Annotated in this window: 25 protein-coding genes; 11 read left to right on the top strand and 14 right to left on the bottom strand. The window is 71.7% G+C overall.

What is annotated here, in order from left to right:
* The first annotated feature begins 55 nt into the window (after positions 1 to 55).
* Both VIS07_04875 and VIS07_04870 read left to right on the top strand, forming a co-directional pair.
* Entirely contained in the window at positions 56 to 619 is a 564-nt protein-coding gene (locus VIS07_04875) for a hypothetical protein (protein HEY8514833.1), read from the top strand.
* 42 nt (positions 620 to 661) lie between these two features.
* Entirely contained in the window at positions 662 to 1981 is a 1320-nt protein-coding gene (locus VIS07_04870) for a protein kinase (GenBank protein HEY8514832.1), read from the top strand.
* Between the two features lie 43 nt (positions 1982 to 2024).
* On the opposite strand, the gene VIS07_04865 is transcribed toward VIS07_04870, so the two are convergent.
* The 7 genes from VIS07_04865 to amrS all read right to left on the bottom strand — a co-directional run bounded on the left by VIS07_04865 (position 2025) and on the right by amrS (position 7962).
* Positions 2025 to 2411 carry a nuclear transport factor 2 family protein gene (locus tag VIS07_04865; protein HEY8514831.1) on the bottom strand — a complete coding sequence of 129 codons (387 nt, stop codon included), beginning with the start codon at positions 2409 to 2411 and terminating at the stop codon, positions 2025 to 2027.
* Positions 2412 to 2470: 59 nt separating this feature from the next.
* Positions 2471 to 3406 (bottom strand): glycosyltransferase, encoded by a 936-nt coding sequence (locus VIS07_04860; protein HEY8514830.1) that lies wholly within the window; start codon positions 3404 to 3406, stop codon positions 2471 to 2473.
* Positions 3407 to 3460: 54 nt separating this feature from the next.
* Positions 3461 to 4231 carry a hypothetical protein gene (locus tag VIS07_04855; GenBank protein HEY8514829.1) on the bottom strand — a complete coding sequence of 257 codons (771 nt, stop codon included), beginning with the start codon at positions 4229 to 4231 and terminating at the stop codon, positions 3461 to 3463.
* Between the two features lie 89 nt (positions 4232 to 4320).
* Positions 4321 to 5517, bottom strand: coding sequence for a thiolase family protein (locus VIS07_04850; GenBank protein HEY8514828.1), 1197 nt, complete (start codon positions 5515 to 5517; stop codon positions 4321 to 4323).
* Complete coding sequence (locus tag VIS07_04845; GenBank protein ID HEY8514827.1) at positions 5517 to 5954, bottom strand: OB-fold domain-containing protein; 438 nt, start codon at positions 5952 to 5954, stop codon at positions 5517 to 5519. Before VIS07_04845 ends, VIS07_04850 begins: the two co-directional genes overlap by 1 nt.
* Before the next feature lie 90 nt (positions 5955 to 6044).
* Complete coding sequence (locus tag VIS07_04840) at positions 6045 to 6863, bottom strand: class III extradiol dioxygenase subunit B-like domain-containing protein (GenBank protein ID HEY8514826.1); 819 nt, start codon at positions 6861 to 6863, stop codon at positions 6045 to 6047.
* 4 nt (positions 6864 to 6867) lie between these two features.
* Entirely contained in the window at positions 6868 to 7962 is a 1095-nt protein-coding gene (gene amrS / locus VIS07_04835; GenBank protein ID HEY8514825.1) for an AmmeMemoRadiSam system radical SAM enzyme, read from the bottom strand.
* A gap of 92 nt (positions 7963 to 8054) precedes the next feature.
* Between amrS and VIS07_04830 the strand changes: the two genes are divergently transcribed.
* The 3 genes from VIS07_04830 (at position 8055) to VIS07_04820 (ending at position 10310) form a co-directional block, all read left to right on the top strand.
* Positions 8055 to 9155, top strand: coding sequence for a GDSL-type esterase/lipase family protein (locus tag VIS07_04830; protein ID HEY8514824.1), 1101 nt, complete (start codon positions 8055 to 8057; stop codon positions 9153 to 9155).
* A 45-nt stretch (positions 9156 to 9200) separates the two neighbouring features.
* A complete protein-coding gene (locus tag VIS07_04825) occupies positions 9201 to 9971 on the top strand; it encodes a lysophospholipid acyltransferase family protein (protein HEY8514823.1) in 771 nt (256 codons plus the stop codon).
* A gap of 81 nt (positions 9972 to 10052) precedes the next feature.
* Positions 10053 to 10310, top strand: a complete 258-nt coding sequence (locus VIS07_04820; protein ID HEY8514822.1) for a hypothetical protein — start codon at positions 10053 to 10055, stop codon at positions 10308 to 10310.
* A gap of 96 nt (positions 10311 to 10406) precedes the next feature.
* Here VIS07_04820 and VIS07_04815 read toward each other — a convergent pair whose 3' ends face one another.
* From VIS07_04815 to VIS07_04805, 3 genes are read right to left on the bottom strand one after another with little or no spacing between them, the layout of a single operon-like run.
* Positions 10407 to 12050, bottom strand: a complete 1644-nt coding sequence (locus VIS07_04815) for a sulfatase-like hydrolase/transferase (protein ID HEY8514821.1) — start codon at positions 12048 to 12050, stop codon at positions 10407 to 10409.
* Positions 12051 to 12060: 10 nt separating this feature from the next.
* Positions 12061 to 13212 (bottom strand): acyl-CoA dehydrogenase family protein, encoded by a 1152-nt coding sequence (locus tag VIS07_04810; GenBank protein HEY8514820.1) that lies wholly within the window; start codon positions 13210 to 13212, stop codon positions 12061 to 12063.
* A 27-nt stretch (positions 13213 to 13239) separates the two neighbouring features.
* Complete coding sequence (locus tag VIS07_04805; GenBank protein ID HEY8514819.1) at positions 13240 to 14448, bottom strand: acyl-CoA dehydrogenase family protein; 1209 nt, start codon at positions 14446 to 14448, stop codon at positions 13240 to 13242.
* Between the two features lie 429 nt (positions 14449 to 14877).
* Here VIS07_04805 and VIS07_04800 point away from each other — a divergent pair, with 429 nt between their 5' ends.
* Complete coding sequence (locus VIS07_04800) at positions 14878 to 15822, top strand: lysophospholipid acyltransferase family protein (GenBank protein HEY8514818.1); 945 nt, start codon at positions 14878 to 14880, stop codon at positions 15820 to 15822.
* Between the two features lie 100 nt (positions 15823 to 15922).
* On the opposite strand, the gene VIS07_04795 is transcribed toward VIS07_04800, so the two are convergent.
* The 3 genes from VIS07_04795 to VIS07_04785 are packed head-to-tail and all read right to left on the bottom strand — an operon-like array spanning position 15923 to position 17849.
* Positions 15923 to 17119, bottom strand: coding sequence for a class I SAM-dependent methyltransferase (locus VIS07_04795; GenBank protein ID HEY8514817.1), 1197 nt, complete (start codon positions 17117 to 17119; stop codon positions 15923 to 15925).
* Entirely contained in the window at positions 17116 to 17517 is a 402-nt protein-coding gene (locus tag VIS07_04790; GenBank protein ID HEY8514816.1) for a hypothetical protein, read from the bottom strand. The genes VIS07_04795 and VIS07_04790 overlap by 4 nt, the downstream gene beginning before the upstream one ends.
* On the bottom strand, positions 17514 to 17849 hold the full coding sequence (locus tag VIS07_04785) for a hypothetical protein (protein ID HEY8514815.1): 336 nt from the start codon (positions 17847 to 17849) through the stop codon (positions 17514 to 17516). Before VIS07_04785 ends, VIS07_04790 begins: the two co-directional genes overlap by 4 nt.
* A gap of 257 nt (positions 17850 to 18106) precedes the next feature.
* Here VIS07_04785 and VIS07_04780 point away from each other — a divergent pair, with 257 nt between their 5' ends.
* Positions 18107 to 19510: a DUF1329 domain-containing protein gene (locus VIS07_04780; GenBank protein ID HEY8514814.1), complete on the top strand. Its 1404-nt coding sequence runs from the start codon at positions 18107 to 18109 to the stop codon at positions 19508 to 19510.
* A gap of 18 nt (positions 19511 to 19528) precedes the next feature.
* Here the strand turns inward: VIS07_04780 and VIS07_04775 are convergent, their stop codons facing one another.
* Positions 19529 to 20407, bottom strand: a complete 879-nt coding sequence (locus VIS07_04775) for a hypothetical protein (protein ID HEY8514813.1) — start codon at positions 20405 to 20407, stop codon at positions 19529 to 19531.
* Between the two features lie 154 nt (positions 20408 to 20561).
* Here VIS07_04775 and VIS07_04770 point away from each other — a divergent pair, with 154 nt between their 5' ends.
* From VIS07_04770 to VIS07_04755, 4 genes are all read left to right on the top strand, one after another.
* Entirely contained in the window at positions 20562 to 21680 is a 1119-nt protein-coding gene (locus VIS07_04770; GenBank protein ID HEY8514812.1) for a glycosyltransferase family 9 protein, read from the top strand.
* 252 nt (positions 21681 to 21932) lie between these two features.
* Positions 21933 to 23255 (top strand): HAMP domain-containing sensor histidine kinase, encoded by a 1323-nt coding sequence (locus VIS07_04765; GenBank protein HEY8514811.1) that lies wholly within the window; start codon positions 21933 to 21935, stop codon positions 23253 to 23255.
* A gap of 74 nt (positions 23256 to 23329) precedes the next feature.
* The gene (locus tag VIS07_04760; GenBank protein ID HEY8514810.1) at positions 23330 to 24454 is read left to right on the top strand and encodes an LLM class flavin-dependent oxidoreductase; all 1125 of its coding nucleotides are present in this window, start codon (positions 23330 to 23332) and stop codon (positions 24452 to 24454) included.
* A gap of 28 nt (positions 24455 to 24482) precedes the next feature.
* Positions 24483 to 25331 carry an SDR family NAD(P)-dependent oxidoreductase gene (locus VIS07_04755; protein ID HEY8514809.1) on the top strand — a complete coding sequence of 283 codons (849 nt, stop codon included), beginning with the start codon at positions 24483 to 24485 and terminating at the stop codon, positions 25329 to 25331.
* Positions 25332 to 25336 lie beyond the last annotated feature (5 nt).

Genomic DNA, 25336 nt, shown 5'->3' with positions numbered 1-25336 from the left:
GGGCGCGTCAAGCATAGGACCCGTGCGTCGAGCACGGCAGCACAAGGAGGTCGACATGCCAGGCGCCAATGACGTCGTCCAGAAGCCGAAGATCTTCCTTCAGTTCGAGGAGCAATCCCAGAAGCCCGGGTGGCACACCAACTCGAAATTCCTGAGTGCGCTCGAGATCCTGCAAGATACGTCGATCAGCGACATGGATGCGATCTTAACGCTGGTCGACGGGGCTGGATCCGCGGGGCAGATGCCGGCGGCCATGAGCAAGCACTTCAAGGAGCACTGGCTCGGCTACCCAAACGACACCAACCACTACTGGAAGGGCATCAAGACGGAAAAGCTGCTCCGCGCCGGCATGCGCCTCGTCTGCGAGACGTTCCAGCAGGCGGCGAGCGCGGGCACGCAGAAGCCATGCGAGTACTTCTGGGTGAACGGACGCACCATGGGCTCGAAGCGATGGGAGGTCGTCGTCGCCGAGGGCGTCAAGCACATCACGGTGCTGTTCGTGACCCCGGTGCCGACCTACAACGGTCCGCCCCCTTCGACACAGCCGAATCCGAAGATCCGCAAGGTCTTTCCCGACTCCAGCGACAACGCCGTCGTGCAGCCGATCGAGGAGCCTTGAGGCGGTTGGGTGCGCGAGCTTCCTCACCTGGACGCAGCCGTCATGCCCGACACCTCTGACACACGGCAGACCGACGACCCGGGCGCGCGGCTGCGCGACGACGGCCTGATCGCCCGGGGCGGCGGCGGACTCGTGCACCGCGTGTTCGACCGCCGCCTGCACCGCCACGCCGCGCTCAAGCGACCGGCCGACAACGCCTCCGACGAGGCGCTCGCGCGCTTTCTCGACGAGGCGCGCGTCATGAGCCGGCTCGACCACCCGAACGTGGTGCCGGTCTACGACGTCAGCAGCGCCGACGAAGGAGGCCCCAGCATCCTGATGAAGCTCGTCGAGGGTCGCACGCTCGCTGCGATCCTCGACGAGCAACGCGGCGTGCCGCTGGTCGAGGGTCGGCTCGAGCCGCTGCTCGAGATCGTCCTCAAGGTGTGCGACGCGGTCTCCTACGCGCACAGCCGCGGCGTCATCCATCGCGACCTCAAGCCGAGCAACGTCATGGTCGGCAGCCACGGGCAGGTCTACGTGATGGACTGGGGTCTGGCGGCGATCCGCGACGCGCGTGCGGCGGCGACGCCGACCGACGCCGTCGAGCACAGCGACACCAGCACCGCGCTCTGCGGGACGCTCGCCTACATGGCCCCCGAGCAGACCGCGGGCGATCGGGCGCAGATCGACGAGCGCACCGACGTCTTCCTGCTCGGCGGCATTCTCTACGAGATCCTCACCGGCCGGCCGCCCCACGGCCGCGAGGCCGACGACGGCGTCTGGGAGCGCATCCGCACCGCGGCGATCGCCCCGCCCGAGGAAGCGACGACCGAGGACGTGCCGGCGGAGCTCGGCCGCATCACGCGCCGGGCGCTCAGCGCGCATCCCGACGACCGCTACCCGAGCGTCGCCGCGCTGAAGCTCGACCTCGAGGCCTTCCTGCACAGCGGCGGCTGGTTCCCCGTGCGACGCTTTCGCAAGGGCGAGCTCATCCTGCGCGCCGGCGAGCCAGGCGGCTTCGCCTACGTGCTCACCGAAGGACACTGCGAGATCTACCGCGAGGCGAGCGGCGTCAAGCACGTCATCCGGATCGTCGGCCCGGGCGAGGTCTTCGGCGAGGTCGGGCTGTTCTCGGCGGCGCCGCGCACGGCCAACGTCGAGGCGCTGACCGACGTCACGGCGCTGCTCGTCGAGCGCCGCGCGCTCGACCGCGAGCTCGCGCGCAGCAGCTGGATGCGCGCGTTCCTCGACGCCGCGGCGGCGCGCTTCCTCGAGCTCGATCGCGAGGCCGGCAACGCCGCCGGCAAGACGCCGCTTGCCGACGCACGTGCGTCGGGCACGCACACGCCGACCCCGCGGACATCGGTCCCGCGCAGGTGAGCGCCCGCGCCGCGCGACGCGCGGCGCCGCGACGCCGTCGTCGCTAGGCGGGCGCGCCCTGCCAGGGCGTGATCTGCCAGCTCCGCAGCCGCCAGCCGCTCTCGGCGCGCACGTAGAGCGCGCCGACGTGGAAGGCGCCGCTGATCCTCTGCCCGTCGATCTCGACGGTCTCCGTGCAGCGGTAGCTGAGCAGCGCCGCGTCGCGCCCCGCGCGCAGCAGCGCGTAGTCCGCCGGCTCGAGGGCGACGAGCCGCACGCGCGCGAACAGCTCGTCGAGCACCTGCTGCTTCGTGATGCGGCCGACGTAGTTGATCTCGATGAACTCGTCGTCGAGCAGCTCCGCGAGCCGCTGCCGGTCGCGCTCGAGCCAGGCGCGCGTGCGTGCGGTTTCGAGCTCGACGAGCGTGCGCTGGAGGTCGTCGTCCGTCATGTCCCTCGCCTCCGGCGGCTCGCTTCGCACGCTCGTCCCCGGCCTGGCAAGCGACGGGGCTACCGCGGCCGATACTCCTCGTACACGTAGCCCACGTAGTGCGAGACGACGCCGAGCACGAACGCAGCGTGCAGCAGCAGCGCGAGCAGCGCCTTCATGCCCCGGTCGCGATGGCGGCGCGCGACGAGCCCGGCCGCGAGGTAGAGCGGCGCCGCGAGCGTGTGCTTGACGGCTTCCGTCCCGACCGCGGCGACGTCGCTGGGGCGGGTCGGGCGCACGCCGTTCAGCGGGTGCAGGTTGCCGTAGCGGAAGCGTCGCTGCAGGAGCCAGCGCAGGTTGGCGCGCGCCGGCGACACGGGTCCGATCACCTGCGCCTCGCGACACCAGACCATGCGCGCGCCGCGATCCCGCAGGCCGTTGAAGAACGCGCTGTCCTCGCCGCCCGTCCGCCCGAAGCGCGGGTCGAACGGTGTGGCGCGATCCGCGATCAGGCTGCGTCGGAAGAGCGCGTTCGCGGTGCTGTACACGTAGCCGTCGGTCGACCCGGTCGGCGGGTTCGGTCGGTTGAAGATCGGGCAGTCGCAGATCCACGCGGGCGTCCGCGGCGGAAACTCCGGGATCACCGGCCCGTGCACGACGTCCGCGTCGTACGCCGTCATCGCGCGGTAGAGCGTCAAGAGCCAGCGCGGCTCGACGTAGAGATCGTCGTCGGTGGTGGCGATCAGGCCCGCGCTGGCGAGCGAGAGCGCCTTGTTGCGCGCGAGCGAGATGCTCTGCCGCGGCTCGACGTCGTAGCGCAGCTCGATGCCCGAAGCGGCGAACGCGCGCACCACCGGCTCGGCCGTGCGCGCGGCGTCGTTGTCGGCGACGACGATCCGGAAGCGGATCTCGCCATCGGTCTCCTGCGTCACCAGCGAATGCAGGAGCGTCTCGAGCTGCTGCGGTCGCTTGTACGACGCGACGCAGACGTCGATCGTCGGCTGTACGATCTGCACCCGCGAATCAGCCTCTCGTACCCGAGCCTCGGCGTCCGCGTCCTGCGCGCGCACTCAGAACAGCGCCTCCGCCACCGGCAGGTAGTGCCCGGCGAAGGTGATCATGCGCTCGATCTCGCCACGCGCGAGCAGCATCCGCGCGCGCCGCTCGTAGCGCAGGACGCGCTCGCCGCCCGGCTTCGGCAGCGTCGAGCGCGCCGGCAGGATCATCTCGACCGCGAGATCGGCGGGCGGGATGCTCGCGAGCACGTCGCCCATCTGCTCGGTGAGGATCGTGTAGATCCGATCGCGGGCCTCGAGCTTCGCCTCGACCTGCTGGAGCGAGAGCCGCCACGCGAGCTGCGGACCGCTGTCGCCGTCGCTCATCCGCTGCACGCGATAGGATTCGATCTCGTCGTTCTTCTGCTGCACGAGCGGCACCTCGAAAACCTCCGCCTGCGAGGCGCCGCGCAGCGCGCGGCGAACGATCGGCAGCGACAGGTCGTGGACGGGGTTGTAGAACTCGACAGCATCGCATAGCACGCGCGACGGCGCGACCTCGGTCAGCGCGTCGCGCACGCGCGCCGCGACCTCGAGGAAGAAGGCGACGTCCTGCTCGAGCAGCGCCTCGTAGAAGGAGCGCTCCGCGTAGCCGAGGTAGCGTGCGCTGTCGGCGAGACCGATGCCGGCGAGGCCGCGCCGCGTCTGCTCGACCCGCCGCTCGCCTCCCCCGTCCGTCAAATAGACGAGCGCCGGTCGCTCGGACTGCAGGAGCCCGAAGACCGCGAGCTCGTGGTTCGGGTGGCTGAAGACGGCCACCATCGGCGAGTCGTCGTGTCGCAGCATGACCGCCCCTCGTGGTCTGCGGGCGAACCTTCGGCCTTATGCGCCGGGCGTGCGTGCTGCGTCAAGAATGAGATCTTGCCGGGCGACCGTCAGTCGCGCACCAGCAGTAGGCAGCCGCACGTCTGCCCGCCGCCGGCGGCGACCACGCCGATCTCCGGCGGACGCGCGAGCTGCCGCTCGCCCGCCACGCCCCACATCTGCAGCGCCGCCTCGTGCAGGAAGCCGTAGCCGTGCAGACGTCCCGCCGAGAGCTGTCCGCCGTGCGTGTTGAGCGGCAGCTCGCCGTCGCGCGCGATGCGATGGCCGCCCTCGATGAACGGCCCGCTCTCGCCGACCTTGCAGAAGCCGAGCGCCTCGAGCCACGACATCGTCAAGAACGAAAAGCCGTCGTAGAGCTGCGCCATCTGGACGTCCTTCGGCTTGAGGTCGGTGCGCGACCACATTTGCGCCGCGGCGTCGCGGTTCGGCATCGTCGTCAGGTCCTCGTACTGGTCCCACGAAGGACGCCCGCGCAGCGCCGCGCCCACCGACTCGATGCGCAGCGGCGGATGGCGCAGGTCGCGCGCGCGGTCGAGGCGCGAGACGATCACCGCGGTCGCGCCGTCGCACGGCACGTCGCAGTCGAAGAGCGAGAACGGTGTGGCGACGATGCGCGACGCCATGTAGTCGTCGAGCGTCATCGGGTCGCGGTAGATCGCCTTCGGATTGAGCTGCGCGTTGCGCCGTCCGTTGAGCGCGATCCAGGCCATCTGCTCCTTGGTCGTGCCGTAGCGGTGGAAGTGCGCCTGGGCGAACATCGCGATCCACACCGCGGCCGACGGCGCCGAGAACGGCAGCTGCCACTGCAGGAAGCCGTGCGCCTTGAACGAGCCGCCTCCGCCGCCGCCCGGCATGACCGCGGCGCGGCCCTGCATGCCCTGCGCGCTGCCCTCCCACACCGAGCGGAAGCACAGCACGTGGTTGCACAGCCCCGCCGACACCGCGAGCGCCGCCTTGATCACCGAGCCGAGCTGGCCCGAGGTCTCGAGGCCGCTGTCGTACCAGCCGACGTTCAGCCGGAGCGCGTCGATCACCTCGTACGCGCTCGCGCCCGAGAAGCCCGGCGGCGTCGCCATCGGTCCGGGATAGGTCGAGAGCCCGTCGATGTCGCGCACCTCGAGTCCCGCGTCCGCGATCGCGGCGAGGCAGGCGTCGAGCGTCAGCTCGAGCGGATCGCGTCCGAGGCGGCGCCCGACGTCGGACTGTCCGACGCCGCTGATGCAGCTCGTTCTCTCCGCGGCACCCATCACGCGACCTCCGGCTCGAAGAGTGGGATGTAGACGTCGCCGTCGGGATCGGGGTGATGCTCGAAGACGACCCGCAGCGGCATGCCGATGCGGATCTGGTCGTGCGGGCAGTTCACGAGATTGGTCGTCAAGCGCAACGATGGCTGCTCGACGATCTCGACGATCGCGACCACGTAGGGAATCTCCGGACCCGGCATCCAGCGCTGGTGGTTGATGGTGTAGGTCGCAAGCCGCGCGCGGCCCGACGTCGCCTCGGTGGCGAGGTTCTTCGAGCGGCACTGCGGGCAGATCGGCTGCCACGGGTGGATCCAGTAGCGGCAGTCGCCGCAGCGCCAGAGCCGCAGCTCGTCGCGCGCGCCGGCGGTCCAGAAGTCGCGGTTGTGGTCGTTGAGCTGCGGCAGGACGCGAAACGGAACGTCGCCCGACAAGACGGCCAACTCTCTCCCTCCTTCGTGCGAAGCGCACGTGGCTTCGCCGTCCAGTCCTCGCACACCTCCGCGCCCGGCTCCAAACGCCGGCGCCGAGGGTCAGGGCGCGCCGCTCGCGTCGCTGTAGAGCAGGGCCTCGGCGTAGCCGACGCCGAACGGCGCCTCGTAGGACAGCACCGTGCCGCGGTCGCTCGCGAATCCTGCGGCCGCGAGCGCGACCGTCGTCGACGCGACCACGTCCTCCGCCGCGAGCTCGCGCAGCACCGGGTCCGGACGGCAAGCGGCGGAGTAGTCGCGCGCCTCGAGCGCCGCGACGAAGCAGCGGTCGAACTCGGACGCGCGCGGGTGAAAGCCCGCGGGCGCGCCCGGCGTGACCCGGTGGCTCATGTCGCCCGAGGCGACCACCGCCCAGCGCTCGCCGAGCGCGTCCGACGCCGCGCGCAGCGCCCCGCCGAGCGCGCGCTCGGCCTCGCCGTCGGGGTCCTCGTCGTACGGCAGCGCGACGTTCAGCGTCGAGCCGCGCCAGCCGGCCTGCACGAGGAACCAGAGCGGCACCATGCTGCCGTGGTCGAGGTCCGCTCCGCTGCGTGTGACGCAGCCGACGCCCCGACGCGCGGCCTGCTCGACGACCGCGCGCGCCGCGTCCGGCGCGCCCGGCAGCTCGAGCGCGACGTCACTGTGGCCGAAGCGCGCGAAGCTGCCGGCGATGCGCTCGTCGCAGACGACGCCGAAGCGCGTTGGGTCGCGCGGCGCGTGCGGGCTGATCAGGACCAGGCGATCGGGCTCGTGCGCGACCACGCGCTCCGCGAGACGCGCCATGGCCTCGGTCGTGCGACGGCACGCGGCACCCTCCGCGCCGCCGATCGGCGGCACGACGATCGGCGCGTGACACATCAGCGCTGCGCAGCAGACGGACATCGTCTCAGCTCGCGAGCCGCACCATCGCGCGTCGCGCGCCCCACGTGCCGGGGACCGCATCGAAGCGTCCGGCGAGCGGCGTGCCGCAGGCGCGGCAGCGTCCGTGCTCGTCGAGCCGCCACGCGCCGAGCTCGTAGCCGTCGCGCTCGATCACGAGCGCGCCGCAGCCCGCGCAGTACGTCGACTGCCCGGCCGGATCCGAAACGTTGCCGGTGTAGACGTGGTGCAGGCCCGCGGCGCGCGCCCGCTCGCGCGCGCGGACGAGCGTCGCGGCCGGCGTCCGCGGCACGTCGCGCATGCGGAAGTCGGGATGGAAGGCCGTGAAGTGCAGCGGCACGTCCGCTCCGAGATGGTCGAGGTACCACGCCGCGAGGCGGTCGATCTCGGCGTCCGAGTCGTTGTGCCCGGGAATGAGCAGCGTCGTCACCTCGAGCCAGACGTCGGTCTCGCGGTGCAGCCATGCGAGCGTCTCGAGCACGGGTTCGAGGTGGCCGAGGCACTGCTTGCGGTAGAACTCCTCGGTGAAGCCCTTGAGGTCGACGTTCGCCGCGTCGACGTGCCGGAAGAACTCGGGGCGCGCCTCGGCGGTGACGTAGCCCGCGGTGACCGCGACCGTCTCGACGCCGCGCTCGTGCGCCGCGATCGCCGTGTCGATCGCGTACTCCGCGAAGATCACCGGGTCGTTGTAGGTGAAGGCGACGCTCTTGCAGCCGGTGCGCACGGCGGCCTCGGCGATCGCCTCGGGCGAGGCGCTGTCGAGCAGCCGGTCGTCGTCGCGCGCCTTCGAGATGTCCCAATTCTGGCAGAACCGGCAGCCGAGGTTGCAGCCCGCGGTGCCGAACGAGAGCACGCTCGTGCCCGGGTAGAAGTGCGCGAGCGGCTTCTTCTCGATCGGGTCGATGCAGAAGCCGGACGCGCGTCCGTAGCTCGTCAAGTAGATCGCGTCGGCGCCGGCCTCGCGCACCCAGCAGAAGCCACGCTGGCCTTCGTGCAGGCGGCAGCGACGCGGGCACAGAACGCACTCGAGGCGGCCGTCGTCGAGGCGGCGCCACCAGCTGCCGCGCACCACGCCGGGGCGGAGCTGCTCGCGCTTCGTCACACGTGCAGCGTAAGTCCGCTCGGCGCTGGTTGCCAGCCTCTCCGTCGCTGACGCTCGTCTCCCGGCGCGCGAGCTGGTACGCGAGCGCGACCATGCGACGCCGGCTCTTCGTGCTGCTCGTCGCGACGGTGCTCCTGGTCGCGGCGCTCGAGCTCGGCGTGCGCGCGCTCGTCGCCGACCCGGCGGCAGGTCTCCACTTCGCCGCCCGGCAGAGCGCGTGCTGTCGCCTGGACGAGCGTCTCCTGTGGACCTTCGAGCCGGGCGCGAGCGGCGCCTGGGGCACCGACGAGTTCACCGAGACGACGACCATCGATGCGCTCGGCCTGCGCGGCGCGGCGCCCGGAGCGCGCAGCTCGGGCGACGTGACGGTGCTCGCCGCGGGCGACTCCTTCACCTACGGCCACGGCATGCCGGACGACGGCACGTACCCGGCGCTGCTGCAGACGGAGCTCGGCGCGCGGGGGCTCGCCGCGACCGTGCTGAACGCCGGCGTCCCGGGCTACGGCAGCGACCAGACCTACCGCGCGCTCGTCGAGCGCTGGCTCGCGCTCTCCCCGGACGTCGTGCTGTTCGGCATCCACTGCTCCGACGTCGGCTACGACGCCGACATGTCGCTCTACGACCTCGAGGCGGGGCGTCTCGTCGAGCTGCCGACCTGGAGCAGCTGGGTGCTGCTGCAAGGACGCCTCTTCGCCGCGCTGCCGCGTCCGGTACGCAAGCTGAAGAGCGTGCAGGCCGTGCTCGGCACGCTGCACCGCGCGGACCCGTTCCGACGGCTGCCGCAGCTCGACGAGGCCGCGCTCGGCATCTGGCAGCGCGCCAAGATCGTAGCCCAGCTCGAGGACCTCGAGCGCCGCGGGCGCGACGCAGGATTCGTCGTGCGCGCGGTGGTCATGCCGTGCAAGCAGGACCTGGTCGGCGGCGACCGCGAGATCTACGGCGACCTGGTGGAGCGGCTCCGCGAGCGCGGCGTGCGCGCGATCGACGCCGGCACCGCGATGCGCGAGCGCGGGGGCGAGGGACGCGCGGTCTTCTTCGCGCGCGACTGGCACCTGAACGCGCGCGGCAACCGGTTGCTCGCGGAGATCGTCGCCGCGGCGGTCGAGGACGACGTCCGCCGCGCCGCGACCGCTGCCACGGAGCGACGGAATACGCGTGACGGCGAGCAAGCGAGCGGTGGGCCAAGCGGCTAGCGCGGTGGCCGTGCCGCGGCGCACGTCGCCTGCTAGGCGTCGAGGGTGCTCGCCGCAGTTCTGTCCGTGCTCTTCTGGGTCGGGATCGGGGTGACCTCGCTCCTGCTCTTCCCGATCGCGCTCCTGATCTGGCTCGTCACCGTGCCGTTCGATCGGCGGCTGCGCCTGCTGCACCGCTTCACCTGCTGGTGGGCGTCGCTCTACACCTGGCTCAACCCGATCTGGCGGGTGCACGTGGTCGGGCGCGAGAACATCCGCCCCGGTGCGACCTACGTCATGGTCGCGAACCACCTCTCGTTCCTCGACATCCTCGTGCTCTTCCGCCTGCAGCGGCACTTCAAGTGGGTGTCGAAGGCGGAGATGTTCCGCATCCCGGCGATCGGCTGGAACATGCGTCTGAACCGCTACGTCAAGCTGCGGCGCGGCGACAAGAACAGCATTCGCCAGATGATGGAGACCTGCCGCAAGACGCTCGCCGAGGGCAGCTCGCTGATGATCTTTCCCGAGGGCACGCGCTCGCCCGACGGCCGCCTGCGCGCGTTCAAGCCCGGCGCCTTCCAGCTCGCGCTCGAAGCGCGCGTGCCGATCCTGCCGATCGTGATCTCCGGCACGGCGGACGCCTTGCCGAAGCACGGCTTCGTGCTGCGCGGCCACCACGAGATCGGCGTCCGTGTGCTGCCCGAGATCCCGTACGAGAGCTTCGCGCACCTCACGGTCGAGCAGCTGACCGCGCGCGTGCACGAGCTCTATCTGCGCGAGACCGGCGAGCTCGAGCGCGTCGCCGCCAAGCAAGAGGACGAGCGCCGCCAAGCCTGAACATCGCGCCCTGCTTGCGACCGCCGTGCACCTGGTGCACAAACGCCGCCGACCGAGCCGACGCTCGGAAAGGAGGGGAAGATGCGCAAGCACACGGCGATCATGCTCGGCGCGGCGCTGCTGCTCGGCTCCGCGACCGCAGCCCTCGCGGAGCAGCATCAAGCAGCCGGCGGCAAGGAGATGACCTGCGATCAGATCCAGGCCGCCATGGACGAGACCGGCGGCGGCACCAGCGTCGACGAGCTGTCGAAGAAGCTCAACGTGCCGGTCGAGCGCATCAACGCCTGCCTGAAGAAGGAGGCGATGGAGCAAGAGAAGGCGGACAACCCGCCGCAGTGAGCGCGGTGCGCGGCGGTGCTGCGGCACCGCCGCGTCCGGATCCTTTCCCGCTCCTGCTTCAGCGCTCGCCGCGCCGCGAGCCCGACCCGTGTTCCCTCACGGACAGCTCGACGGCGCGGCTCCGATGACGAAGCACGCGCGCGCCTCCTCGCTCTCCGCCCAGCCGTAGCGCACGGCGCGGGCGCGCAGCGTCGCGCTCGTCGTGAGCACGATCGGCTCGTGGTAGAGCCGCCAGTGGACGTCGTCACCTTGCTCGAGCGTCCACACGATGGAAGCACCGTCGACGGGCGCGCCGAGCACGACGGTCACCGCATCGACGAACGTGCCGCCTTGCGGCGACACGAGCGGCGGTGGCGTCTGCGGCTGCACGCCGCCCGGCCAGTAGCGCTCCGCGAGCTCCTCCTCGAGCACGAAGCCGAGGTCGCGCGTGCGCTGGACCCACTGATCGAGCGCCGCGCGCATGCGCAGCAGCACGTCCTGGTGCTGCGGGCTCGCGGCGAGGTTCTCGAGCTCGTGCGGATCGACCAGCGTGTCGTAGAGCTCCTCGACCGGCTTGGTCGCGCGGTAGTACCAATCCGCCGGCGGCGCGAGCAGACCCTCGTCGTGCAGGCGGAAGATCTCGCGCATGGTGGCGAGGTTCTCGCGGAAGCGGATCGGCTGACCGTAGGGCAGATCGGGGCGGTAGTTGCGGATGTACTTGTAGCGCCGGTCGCGCACCGCGCGGATGTGGTCGTGGGCTTCGTCGTGGCGGTCGGCGGCGGCGAAGACGTAGTCGGGCTCGGGATCCGGCTCGGGGCCCAAGAACACGCGGCCCAGCATGTGCGCGGGCACGGGCACGCCCGCGAGCGCGAGCACCGTCGGTGCGAGATCGACGAAGCTCACGAGCTGCGGGTCGACCGCACCCGCAGGGATGCGTCCCGGCCAGCGGACGACGAGCGGCTCGTGGATGCCGCCGTCGTAAATCGTTCGCTTGTCGCGCGGGAAGCCGCGCCCGTTGTCCGGGAAGAAGAAGACGACGGTGTTGTCCGCAACGCCGTCTTCCTCGAGCAGCGCCAGGATCTCGCCGACCCGCGCGTCCATGCGCGCGACGTTGTCGTAGTGACGCGCGAAGTCACGCCGCACGACCGGCGTGTCGGGGTAGTACGGCGGGACGCGCACCGCGTCCGGATCGGTCTCGGTGACCCCGGCGTCGCCGAAGAGCTGGCTCTCGTGCGTCACCAGGATCGTCACGTAGGCGAAGAACGGTTGACCCGGCGCGCGCCCGCGCCAGTCGCCGTTCGGCTCGTCCCAGTTGCTGATCGGCGCGCCGTCGAGCGCGCCGCTGAACTGGTAGTCGAGCTTGCCCCAGTTGCTCGTCCAGTAGCCCGCCGCGCGCAGGTGCTCGGTGAACGTCTTCACCTCCGGCGGCGGCACGGGCTGGTAGCCGCGGTCGAGCGTGCGCATGTGGTGCGCGCCGATCGAGGTCGCGTACATGCCCGTGATCAGCGCGGCGCGGCTCGGCGCGCAGACGCCGGAGGTCGCGAACGCGTTCTCGAAGCGCGTGCCCTCGGCGGCGAGCCGGTCGACGTTCGGGGTGCGCGCGAGCGGGTCGCCGTACGCGCCGATCTCGCGGCTCACGTCGTCGGCGACGATCCAGACGACGTTCGGACGGCTCGCGACGTCCGACACGCCGTCGCGGTCGCTGCACGCGGCGGCGCAGGTCAGAACGACCGCAGCCAGAACCGCGCGCAGCGCCCGCATCGACGACGTTTCAGGCGGCGTCGAGCAGCGCCGCGAGCTTCGCGCGCTGCTGGGTCGCGTTCCCGAAGAGCTGCTCGGTGTGCTTCTGGCGCTTGAACCAGATGTGCACGTCGCTCTCCCAGGTGAAGCCGATGCCGCCGTGCAGCTGCACCGAGCGGTCGGACGCGAACGCGCCCGCATCCGACGCGGCGGCCTTCGCCATGCGCGCGAGCCGCAGCGCGTCCGCGGGATCCTCGTCGAGCGCGCAGGCCGCGGCGTAGGTCAGCGAGCGCGCGCGGTCGATCGCCAGCATGACGTTGACCAGCGGGTGCTTGACGGCCTGGAAGAAGCCGATCGGCCGCTCGAACTGCACGCGGGTGCGCGCGTACTCGGCGGTCGTCTGGAGCTGCCACTCGGCAGCGCCGCAGAGATCCGCGGCGAGCAGCGTGAGGATCGCCGGCAGCGCCTGCTCGAGCGCCGCCTGCCCCCTGCCCTCGGGCGCCGCGCAGCCCGCGGCGTCGACCTTCACGTTCTCGAACACCACCGTCGCCTGGTCGCGCGTCAGGTCGACGATGCGGTCCGGGATGATCTCGACGCCGGGCGCGTCGGCCGGCACGACCCACAGCCCGATGCCGTTCGCGCCGCGCGCCGACACGACGAACAGCCGGCACTTGCGCGCGTCCTGAACGAACGCCGCGCGACCCGACAGCACCACGCCGCCGTCCGCAGCCTTCGCCGTCACGTCCGTATCGCCGGGCTCCCAGGAGCCGGACTCGGGCGTGATCGCGAGCGTCGCGGGCTCGCCGCCCGCGATGCGCTCGAGCCAGGCGCTCGCGCCGGCGGCGCGCAGCACCGCGGTCGCGAGCATCGTCGCGAGCAGCGGCGAGGGCAGCGCGACGCGTCCGACCTCCTCGGCGAGCGCGACGCTGACGATTTGCTTCATGCCGAGCCCGCCCGCCGACTCGGGCACCCCGAGCCCGGTCCAGCCGAGCTCGACCATCTGCCGCCAGAGGTCCTCGTCCCAGCTCGCGGGCTGGACGTCCGTCTCGTACGCCTCCTTGTGGTCGCGCGCGACCATCGCGCGCAGCTTGTCGACCGGGACGTTGTCGGCGAGGAAGCGCCGCGCCTGGTCGCGCACCATCTGCTCGTCGGGACCGAAGCCGAAGTCCTTGCTGATTGCCATCGTTCGCCCTTCCCTGCTTCTGCTCGCCTACTTCGACTTCGGCAGCCCGAGGACGCGCTCGCCGAGGATGTTGCGCTGGATCTCGTTCGAGCCCGCCGCGATCGTCATGCCGTAGGAGTTCATGTACGCGTGCGGCCAGTGGCCGTTGTCCGGCGCGTTGGGATCGCCGAGGTAGCGGCTCGCGTGCGGACCCGCGATCTCGACGCCGACCGCACCGATGTCCTGCGTGAGCTCGGTCATCACGACCTTGCTCTGCAGCGGCAGGCGCATCGGGTGCTCGTTGAGCCCCGCGACGCGCGCGCGCCGCGCGTTCTGCTTGAGCCCCTCCGCGCGGATCGCGAGCTGCGCGATCTTGTCGCGCACGACCGCGTCGTCCCACGCGGTGCCGCCGTTGCGCGGCGTGCGCTTGGCGAGCGCGACGAGCGCCTTGATCTGATCCTCGAACGACGCGCCACCGCCGCTGCCCGCGCCCTCGGCGGCGCCGCGCTCGTAGGTGAGCGTCGTCATCGCGACCGTCCAGCCCTTGCCGACCTCGTCGAGCCGGTGCGCGTCGGGGATGACGACGTCCTCGAACAGCACCTCGTTGAAGCCGGTCTCGCCGGTCATCTTGACGAGCGGCCGCACGGTGACGCCCTTCGCGCCCTTGATCGGCGCGATGAAGTACGTGAGGCCCTCGTACTTGTGGTCGCGCGAGTGGCGCGCGAGCAGGATCATCCAGCTCGCGAAGTGCGCGAGGCTCGTCCACACCTTGTGGCCGTTGATGATCCAGTTGTCTCCTTCGCGGACCGCAGAGGTCTGCACGCTCGCGAGGTCGGAGCCGGCGCCGGGCTCGGAGAAGCCCTGGCACCAGATCTCGTCACAGGACAGGAGCGGCGGCAGGAAGCGGCGCTTCTGCTCCTCGGTGCCATGCACCAGGATGGTCGGGGCCGCCATCGAGAGGCCGATCACGTTGAGCATGAACGGCACGCCGGCGCGCGACATCTCCTGCGACGCGATGGTCTGGAAGCCCTTGTGGCCGTGGCCACCGTACTCCTTCGGGTAGTCGGCGCCGACCAGGCCCGCGGCGTGGCACTTCTTCTGCCAGGCCGCGAGGTAGGCGCGCTGCTCCTCGGTCGATACCTCGATCGGCGACAGCGGTAGGCGGAAGCTCGGCGCCGGCGGCCGGTTCTCGGCCAGCCAGCGACGGCAGTACTCGCGGAATTCCGCCTGCTCGGGGGTGTCCTTGCGCTCGCTCATGCGTCCTCCTCGGGGGCCCCAGCATCGCATGCGAAACGTCGCGTGCAACGCGCGCCTGCCCAGGCGTCTGAGGGGCGCAGCGGCGCGCCAGCTCGCGCGGCGGAGCGCTGCCGCGACGCGAACCCGCTGCAAGCGAACGCAGGCATGCGTCTTGCGGAACGTCCGCGTCACCCATCAGGTCGTCCACCCGCGACCTCTCGGCCGGGAAGATGGCGCCCCCGCAAATCGCCGTCTTCCCGGCCCACCCCTCAGCGCGCGCGCGAGGCGTCGGGCGCGGATCTACGGGAGCGTTTTGCAAACCCTGTACGTTCTACACGGCAAAGCGTGCCGTCGGTCGATGCTCGGCTCGCGAGAAAAGTTGCGCGCCGCGACGCATCCGGTTCGGATTCGTCGCTTCGTCCGCTAGTGTTGGACCCGAGCCGACGACCGATGAGCCGCCTCGCTACCCTTCGCGCTGCGCTGCGCTTCGACGGCGCCTTCTGGCGGCGACTCGCCGAGCTCGGCTGCGTCTACGGCCCCGAGTGGTGGAAGCGCGGATCACCGCCGGTGATCGCGGGGATCATCTATGCGATTGCCCGCGAGCAGCGCGCGATCGTGCAGGCGAACCAGCGTCTGGTGCACGGCGAGCGCGACCGCCTGCGCGAGCACCGCGACGCCTACCGCGTGTTCGCCGAGTTCGCGCGCTCGATCACCGAGACCATGGAGCAGTGGGGACCGCGCCCGAAGCCGCTCGACATCCACGTCGTCGGCGACGAGATCTTCAAGTCGGCGCTCGCCGAGGAGCGCGGGCTGGTGATCGTCACCGGGCACTTCGGCTCGTGGGCGGTCGCCACGCGCGCGCTCGGGCAGTTCGGACGCAAGGTCAACATGGTGACGGCGCAGGAGCTCAACGCGACGGCGCGCCGGATCGTGCACGAGCAGCGCACGCGCTACGGCTTCAACGTCATCTACTCCGGCGGCACGGCGTTCTCCGGCGTGCCGATCGTGCAGGCGCTGCGCCGCGGCGAGATCGTCGGCATGCAGATCGAGCCCTGGGGCCCGCTGCCGGGCAGCCATACGGTCGAGTTCTGCGGCCGCCCGACGCGCTTCCAGCTCGGCCCCTTCACGGTCGCGCGCCTCGCGCAGGCGCCGGTGCTCGTCGTGTTCGCGATCCGGCGCGGCATCCGGAAGCACGAGCTGCGCGTCGTCGCGCGCTTCGACCCGAAGACGCGCGCGCAGAGCATCGCCGCCCTCGAGGGCGCGGTGCGCGCCTACGAGGCCGTGGTCCGCGAGCTGCCGCACCAGTGGCTGATGTTCCAGCCGATGCTGCGCGAGGAGCAGACGAGCGCGCCCGCCGAGCGTCCGACCGGCGTGCGGCGGCTCGAAGCGTCCTGAGGACGAAGCGCGCGCGACTTGCGCGCTGCCGTGCGTCGGAGCGAGGCGCGGCGCGGCGGTGACGCGCGCGGTAAGTCCGTGCGCTCGCCTGCGCGCGCTCTCAGACGCGCCGGCCGCGGACGCCGGCCGCGTAGAAGCCCGGGCGGATCGCGTTCATGCGCTCCACGTCGGGCACCAGCGTGACCTCCGCGAAGCCCGTGCGCTCGAGCGCCGCGCGCCACTGCGCGGCGGTGAGGAAGCCCGGCTGCGAGCGCTCGGGTCCGGTCTCGACGCCGACGTAGGCCGCGAGCAGCTGAAACGGCATCTCCGCGGCGACCGGCGCGTGCGGCCGCGGCCGCATGCCCTCGCCCACCACCAGCGCGCCGCCGGGCGCGAGCGCGGTGCGCGCCTCGGCGAGGACGTCGTCGAGCCGGCGCGCGAGGTGGAACACGTTGACGCCCCACACGAGGTCGTACGACCCCGGCGCCACGCCCTGCTCGCCCCACGGACGCTCGAGGTCGAGCGCGTCCGCCTGCAGCGCGAGCTCCGGGAAGCGCGCGCGCAGCGTGCGCTCCGCGCGACGGCGGAAGAACGCGACCGGCTCGGTGGCGCGGTAGGACGCGATCGCGCTCGCGCGCAGACCGAGTCGCTCGAGCAGCGCCTCGGTCGCGCTGCCGAGCCCGGCGCCGATCTCGAGCACGCGCGCGCCGTCGCCGACGCACGGCGCCGCTGCGGCCGCGGCGACGCGATTGTTGATCGCGTAGTAGCCGTTCGCGTTGTTGAAGTAGCCGATCCAGAGCGAGACGTTCTGGAAGAGCGCGTGCTCCGCGTTGTCCTCGCCGCGCGCGATCCGGGCGTAGGCTTCGGCCGCGCGGTCGAGCAGCGCGTAGGTCGCCGCGTACGACGGGTCGACCTCGAGCGCCGCCGCCCGCACGGCGTCGGGATCCACCGCGGGCAGCGGCGCGGCGAGACGGTAGGTCGGCGCGGCCGCGTCCGTGCCGTTGCCCGTCTCCTCACCGACCTCGAGCACGCCCGCGTCGGCGAGCAGCGCGAGCAGCCAGGCGAGCGGCGCGCGGAAGGCGTCGACGAAGCCCTGCGCGCGCGCGAGCTCGTGCACCGTCCGCGGCTGCTCGAGCGCGCTCGCAAGACCGAGCTCGGTGATCAAGCGCACGGCGAGCTGCACGACGTAGATCTCGACGTACGCGCAGCTTCTGTGCTGGCGCTCGTTGAACAGCTCGTCGCCGAAGCCCTCGTCGCCAAGGAGCTCGAACAGCCGCGGGTCGGGAGGTGGGATCTCGAAGGAGGTCGACGCGCTCATGAGCCTTCACCCACGTCGGATGCGAGCGCGACGCCGCCCGCGAGCAGGAGACGCGCGGCGGCGTCGCGGACTTCGAAACGGCAGCGCCAGAAGCCGAGCACCTTGCGCTCGAGCGTGGCGCGGATGCGCAGCGCGCCGTCGTGCTCGAGCGCGTGCACCTCGACGCCGCGGTACTGCGCGATCACCGCGCTGCGCGGCCCCTCGGCGTCGAGCCCGGCGAGGAGCCCCGCGGTCTGCGCGGCGGCCTCGAGCATCCGAGGCCAGGTCCAGGCACGCGGCGCCGCCGTGCAGACGAGCGTCCCCTCGCCGCGCTCGACGATGGCGTCGACCAGCACCGCGGGCGGCGCGTGGCGCAGGAGGTCTGCGGGCGACGGCAGGCCGAGGCCGGGCACGCTCACGACGGCTCTCCGAAGCGCAGCCGGGCGCGCGCGGCGCGCACCCCGGCGCTGTACACCACCGCGTCGGCGCGCAGCGGGTCGTCGTCCCCGCGCGGCGCGCGGCACTCGATCACGATCGGCTCGTCGGGCACGACCCGGCGGGCGAAGCCGGCTTCATCGATCGCCACGAGACGCGCGCGCGGCCGCGTGCGCTGCACGTAGAGCGCTGCGAGCTCGGCCATCAGCCCCGTCAGGTACGCGCCCGGCACCAGCGGGTCGCCGGGGAAGTGGCCGGCGCAGAGCTCGTGCGCGTGGGCGCGTCGCACGACCGCACGCGCGACGTCGTCCGCCACGACGACCTCCTCGAACGGCGAGCGCTGAGGATCCACTCCGTCGGCGACCAAGCAGAGGCACGCTATCGCCTCGCGAAGTCTTGCACAACGCATCCGGTGACCGGTCGCCACGCGCGCGACCCACCTTCCCCGTCCCGCGCTCGCGGCGGGCGCTCCCGCGCCTGCGCGTCGCGTCGAGACCGCGCAATTCTGGGTTTCGTCCCGTCGCCGGACGGTTGTAGAAGCGAGGCGCGACACCGATCGCCGTGGAGGGAGCGATGGAGACGGTACGGCGAACCTGGACGTTCTGGCTCGCGTTCTTGATCTTGACGACGGCGCCCGCGTACGGCGCGGTGCAGCCCGGCGCGTCGCCCAAGGCGCTGCTCGAGATCCCCGAGGGCACGATCCTCTCCAAGGACAACTGGGAGATCGCGCAGGGCTTCCTGCCCGACGAGATCCTCGAGCTCTACAAGCGCGGCGACTACGCCAACCCGATCCGCCACCTCGAGGGCAAGAAGGGCACCGTCGCCGACCCGCGGCTCGTCGAGATCTCGCAGAAGAACGCGGGCCGCTTCGACGTCGACGACAAGGGCACGGTGGTCGACAAGAGCACCGGCACCCGCCCACCGGTGATCATCGGCTGGCCGTTCCCGCAGATCGACCCGAACGACCCGAAAGCCGGCGCCAAGGTGCTGTGGAACTACCTCTACACGCTGCACTGGGCGGGCTCGTTCCACACCACGTCGCCGCTCAACTGGGTGACGCGCGACGACGGCATCCAGCGCCGCATCTCGGTCGACGTGCACTTCAAGTACTACGACGGCCAGCCGCCGGAGATCCAGGAGCGCATCGGCCCAAACCCGCTCAACATCCTGAACCGCACGATGGGCGTCGCGACCGAGCCCGCGGACGTCAACGGCATCGTGAGCCTCAACTGGCGCTACCGCGAGGGCGACAAGCAGGACCAGGCCTGGACCTACGTGCCCGCGCTGCGCCGCGTGCGTCCGATCAATCCCGCGAACCGCGCCGACGGCTTCCTCGGCTCGGACCTGTCGCAGGACGACGGCCCCTACTTCGACGGCAAGCCCGAGGAGTTCGAGACCAAGCTCGTCGGCGAGGGCTGGATCCTCGGCACCTTCGACGACCGCGGCCTCACCGAGCCGCTGACGCCCATCAAGCTCACCCCCGACACGCGCATCTCGCCGCTGATCGACGGCAGCGAGATGGGCTGGCGGCTCAGCTACCCGAAGACCAACCTGATCGCCGCGCAGGAGGAAGGCTGGCAGCCCGGCAGCGGGCTCGTCGCGTGGGCGCCGCGGCAGATCGCGCTCGTGCCGCGTCCGGTGTGGATCGTCGAGGCGGTGCCGAAGAACCCGTACTACCTGTACGGCAAGCAGGTGATGTACTTCGACAAGGAAAATTTTCGCGGCTACTGGAAGGGCAAGTACGACTGGAAGGGCCAGGTGCTGATGAACTACCAGGTGCCCGAGTCGCTCATCCAGAAGATCGACGGGCCGCCGGGCTACATGCGCATCAGCTACTCGGGCGGCGTCGCGATCATCAACAACATCAAGCAGGACCGCGCGACGGTGTCGGGGCTGCCGGTCGCCGACACCGACGTGTGGCTCGACATCCCGGACGAGATCTTCGAGACCGAGCGCGTCGTGCGCTACGGCAAGTAGCCGCGCGTTCGCGCGCGCTCACGAGCACGCGCCGAGGCGCGCGAGGAACGCCGCCACCGCCGCCGCGGCGTTGCGCGCGGCGAGCGGGTAGTACGCGAAGAACTGCGCCGGGAAGCCCGGTAGCCCGAGCGGGTCGTTGGCGCCGTCGGACACGGCGCGAAACGCGATGAACCGCAGGCCGTGCTCGGCCGCGACCTGCGCCACCGCCGCGGTCTCCATGTCGACGGCGACGAAGTCGTCCTGCGCGGGGCGCGCGGGGAGCGTGGCGTCCGCGGCGACGCGGAGCGCGGCGCGGTCGCTCGCGCTCGACGCGGCACGGGCGTCCCCCGAGCCCAGCGCGGCCGAGCTCGCACCACCGGCGTCGCAGCCGAACACCGGATGCCCGTCCGGCGAGCACTCGGGCGCGCCACCGACGAACGGATCGCTGCTCTGCCCGACGCCGCCGACCCACACCGCGAGCGGCTCCGGCATGCACACGATCCCGCTCGCCACCTCCGACGGCACCGCGGTGCACCGCTCGAGCACGACACCACCCGGCGCCGCGACCGCGCGCGCCAGCTCGAGCCACGCGGCGTCGACCGGGTAGACGCCCTCGCCTGCGAGCTGCCAGGCTTCCGGCACCGTGACGTCGCCGATGCGGTGCGGGCTGCCGGCGACGCCCGCCATCACGATCCCGCGCGGCGTAAACAGCCGCACCGCCTCGCGCGTCGTGCGACTCGCGTTCGCGAGCCCGATGCCGGTCATGCCGACGACGACCGGCACGCCGCCGAGCGTCGCGGGACGCAGGACCAACGCACCGAGCGGGATTTCCTCGGTCACCTGCGCGTGCGCGAGCAGCGCCGCGAGCTCGCCCGGGAACGCCGCCAGCACGAGGATCGGCCCGCCCTCGTTGCTCACAGTGTCGCTCGGACAGCCGGCGCGGTCCGCGCACGACGGCAGCGCGAGCGCGCAGAGCGCGATCGAAATCCAGCGGCGGAGCGCGCGTCGCGACCGCATCGGCACGCGCCCGCACATAGCGCGAACGGCGAAGAATACGCTACACGCGGCGGCGGTGCGGCGTCTGCTGAAGCGACTCGAGCGCGCGGGCAAGCGGCTCGCGCTGCGCGTCCTCGAATGGCTCGTCGCGCGCCACGCGGCGCCGGGCGCGCTCGCCTGGGACGAGCGTCCGCACCGCGTGCTGTTCCTGCGCCACGACCGGATCGGCGACATGATCCTCTCGACCGGCCTGATCCGCGCGATCGCGGGCTCGCACCCGAAGCTCACGCTCGACGTCCTCGCGTCGCCGATCAACGCGCCGATCCTGCGCGCCGAGCCGGCGGTGGGCGACGTCGTGGTGCTCGACCGCACGCGGCCGTGGACCTATCCCGCGGTGCTGCGTCGCCTGCGGCGCGCGCGCTACGACGCGGTGGTCGACTGCATGGTGACCGCGCCGTCGCTGACGACGCTGCTGCTGATGCTCGCGAGCGGCGCGCGCGAGCGGATCGGCGTCGCGCGCGACGACAACCGCTCCTTCTACACGGTGCCGCTGCCGCCGCGCGCGGACGCGCGCCACATCGTCGAGCACCTCTCCGCCCTGCTCGCCGCGTTCGGGATCGAGCCCGCACGCGCGAAGCTCGAGCCGCGCATCGTGCTCACAGAGGACGAGCTGCGCACCGGCGAGGAGCGCTGGCGCGCGCTCGCGCCCGAGACGACGCGCCTGCGCATCCTGGTCAACGTGTCCTCGGGCAAGGCCGCGCGGCACTGGCCGGACGAGCGCTTCGTCGCCGCGATCGAGCACCTGCGCCGACGCGCGCCAGACGCCTGCATCGGCTTGATCGGCGCACCCGACGAGCGCGAGCGCACACTCGCGATTGCACTGCGCACCGGCGTCGAGCACGTCGCGACGCCGGGCATCCGCGACGCGCTCGCGCTGCTCGCCGCCGCCGACCTCGTGTTCACGCCCGACACCAGCATCGGTCACGGCGCGTCCGCGTTCGGCAAGCCTGCGGTGGTGATGTTCCTCGACGGCAAGCCGCCGCTCTGGGGTCTCTACGGCGCGCCTGGGTGGAGCCTCGCGAGCCCCGACCAGTCGCTCGCGTCGCTTCCGCTCGAGCCGGTGCTCGAGGCGCTTGACGCCTTGCTCGAGCGCTACGGAGCATGTCCCGTCATGCGTCCACGGCTCGTGTCTTGAGCGAACCGACTGCGTTGCAACCATTTGCAACGGCTCGCAGCGCTGCACGATCGAACGCGACGATCGCGCCCGACTGCTCGTGGCGTCGGTGGTATGTCGCTTGCTCCGGTCGCCGTCGTGGTCGCGACCATCTCGGCTTCCCCCGAGGTCGTGCCGTCCACGCGGGGATCGGATCTTCGCGCCACCTACCGATCGGAAACCCTGGATCTCTGCCGACGAGCCGCGCGGACTGCGTGTCTCTTGTGGATCGCAGTGACGCCGGCGTTCGTGCTGATCGACTTCGCGCGCTTTCCGGACGTCGCGCCGCTGCTCCTCGCGCTGCGCACGCTCTACGTCGGCGCGAACGTCGCGCTGCTCGCGCTGCTCGCATCGCGCATCGGCGCGGAGCGTCCACGTGAGATCGCGCTCGTCGCGACCGCGTGCGGCGGGCTGCTGATCTTCGCGTCGATGGCGTTCACCGGCGGGCACGCGAGCCCGCACGTCAACGGCATGGGGCTCTTGATCCTCGGCATGGCGCTGCTGATGCCGTGGTCGCCCGCGTGGTCGGTGCTCTCCGGCGCGATGCTCGTCGCGGCGTACGCCGCCTACTACGGGGTGAGCGAGCCGGTCGGGAACTTCCGCGTCTTCATCAACAACGTCGTGCTGTTCTCCGCCGCGGCGGTGATCGGTGCGGTGAGCACGAGCGTGCGCGAGCGCCTGCGCTGGCGCGAGTTCAAGCACCGCTTCGCCTTCGAGCGAACCTACGGCGACAAGTGCGAGAGCGAGGCGCGGTTGCGTCGCGAGGTCGACGCCAACCGGCGTCTGATCGAGGCGCTCGAAGCAGCGAACCGCATCCGCGCGGAGTTCCTGTCGACGATGTCGCACGAGCTGCGCACGCCGCTCAACGTCATGCTCGGGCTCGCCGAGATGGCGCGCGACCCCGACTTCAGCCCCGCGGAGCGCGACGACATGCTCGAGCGCATCCAGCGCGCCGGCATTCGTCTGCTCGAGCTCATCGAGGGGACGCTCGAGGCCGGCGAGCTCGAGTCCGGCCGCGCGCGGGTCGAGCACCGCCCGATCGATCTCGCGACGCTGTGGTCGGACCTCGAGAACGGCTGCAGCGACCTTCTGCCGCGCGGCGAGGTCGAGCTGTTCTGGAACGACCAGCTGCCGCCCGGCGAGATCTGCACCGACCCGGGCAAGCTGCTGGTCATCGTGCGCCACCTGCTGAGCAACGCGCTCAAGTTCACCGACCACGGGCACGTCGTGGTGAGCCTGGTCGGCGACGACGAGCGCGTCGCGCTGATCGTCGAGGACACCGGCATCGGCATCCGCCACGAGGACCAGGAGCTGGTGTTCGAGATGTTCCGCCAGGCCGACAGCTCCGAGACGCGGCGGTTCGAGGGCTGCGGCCTCGGGCTCTACATCGTGCGCCAGCTCACCCACCGGCTCGGCGGCTCGATCACGGTCGCGAGCGAGCCCGGCCAGGGCTCGCGCTTCACGGTGACGCTGCCGCGCGACCCGTCGCGGCACGGGGCGCCGCTGCCCGGCGCGACGCCCCGTCCGGCGGCCTCGGCGCCCCGCCACGCCGCCTGAGCGTCCGGAGCGCTCGAGCGCTCGAAATCCAGCGCGATCTCTCGTAGTGTCCGGGACTTCACGACGGAGGACGCATGGAGTTCGGACTCTTCATCCAGGGATTCTGCCCGGGCCGCAACGCCCACGACCCGCGTCTCGAGCACGCCGCGTTCATGAACGAGGTCGAGCTGTGCGTGCACGCCGACCGCAACAACTGGAAGTACGTCTGGGTGACCGAGCACCATGCGCTCACCGAGTACAGCCACATCTCGGCAAGCGACGTCTTCCTCGGCTACCTCGCGCACGCCACCGAGCGCCTGCACCTCGGCTCGGGCATCTTCAACCTGAGCCCGCGCGTCAATCACCCGGTGCGCAACGCCGAGCGCGCCGCGATGCTCGACCAGCTCACGCGCGGACGCTTCGAGTTCGGCACCGGACGCGGCGCCGGCTCGCACGAGGTCGGGACGTTCAACATCCACGACACCTCGTCGACCAAGGCGGAGTGGGACGAGGTCGCGCCAGAAATCCTGCGCATGTGGAAGACGACCGAGTACACCTTCCAGGGCAAGTCGTTCGCGATCGACAAGCCGCACAACATCCTGCCGAAGCCGTACGGACCGTCGCATCCGCCGCTCTGGGTCGCGTGCGGCAACCCGGCGACCTACACCAAGGCGGGCAGCCTCGGCATCGGCGCGCTCGGCTTCAACTTCTCGCCGATCGGCGACATGAAGCCGTTGATCGACGCCTACAAGGAAGCGGTCGCGAAGTGCACGAACCCGCTCGGCGACTACGTCAACGACAACGTCATGATCACCAACGCGGTGGTCTGCCTGAAGGATCGCGAGCGCGCGCGCGCCGCGGCGATGCGTCCCGACCGCGGCTACCTGTTCTCGCTCGTCTGCCTCTACCACGACACCTTCCCGAAGCCGCCCGGCGCGCCGGTGTGGCCGGAGAAGCCGATCGTGCTGAACGAGGAGATGGTCGAGCGCGCGATCGAGATCGGCGCGCTGCTGTGCGGCACGCCGGAGGAGGTCTGCGAGCAGCTCCAGCACTACGTGCGCACCGGCGTCGACCAGCTCGTGTTCGGCTTCCCGAACAACCTGACGCAGGAGGAAGCGCTCGAGACCATCGAGCTCTTCGGCAAGCACGTGATCCCGGAGTTCGATCGCGACCCGAAGCACCGCACGACGCGCTTCCGCGAGAGCGTCCTCACCCGCTGAGGACGCACGCGCGCGGCCGGCGATGGGCGTGACGGGCACGAAGAGCCTCGCCGGCAAGGTCGCGATCGTGACCGGCGCGAGCCGCGGCATCGGGGTCGCGATCGCGGAGCGTCTCGCCGAGGAGGGAGCGGCGCTCGGGCTGGTCGCGCGCACGCTGCACGCCGCGCCCGACGCGCGCCTGCCGGGCTCGCTCGCCGAGACGGTGGCGCGGGTCGAAGCGCGCGGCGCGCGCGCCGTGCCGGTCGTCGCCGACCTCGCGAGCCCCGCCGACCGCGCGCGCATCGTGCCCGAGGTGCGCGCGGCGCTCGGACCGATCGACATCCTCGTGCACAACGCCGCCGCCGCGATCTACGCGCCGCTCGCGGAGATGCCGCTGCGCCGCCGTCAAGTCACCTTCGAGGTCAACGTGCACGCCGCCGTCGACCTCGCGCAGGCGGTGCTGCCCGACATGCGCGCGAAGGGACGCGGCTGGATCGTCCACCTGTCGAGCGCGAGCAGCGTGCACCCGAAGCCGCCGCCGCAGAAGACCGAGACCACGATCACGCTCTACGGCGCGAGCAAGGCGGCGCTCGAGCGCATCACGACCGGGCTCGCCGCAGAGCTCTACGAGGAGAACGTCGCGGTGAACAGCGTCGCGCCGGTCGCGGCGGTGCGGACGCCGGGCGCCGAGGCGCTGGTCGGACGCCTGCTGGACGAGCACCCCGAGCTCGTCGAGCCGGTCGAGTGGCTCGCCGAGGCGGTGCTGGCGCTCGTCACGTGCGAGCCGAGGAGCTGCACGGGGCGCATCCTCTACTCGGGTCCGTTCCTCGACGAGATCGGGCGCAAGCCCAAGGCGACGAGCACGACGGCCGCGGCGAAGACGGCGCGGACGCCGTAGCGCGC

The sequence above is a fragment of the Candidatus Binatia bacterium genome (assembly GCA_036563615.1).
Classification (GTDB): Bacteria; Desulfobacterota; Binatia; order UBA12015; family UBA12015; genus DATCMB01.
Note: the sequence above shows the minus strand (reverse complement) of the source record. Positions and strands in the feature narration are given on the sequence as shown.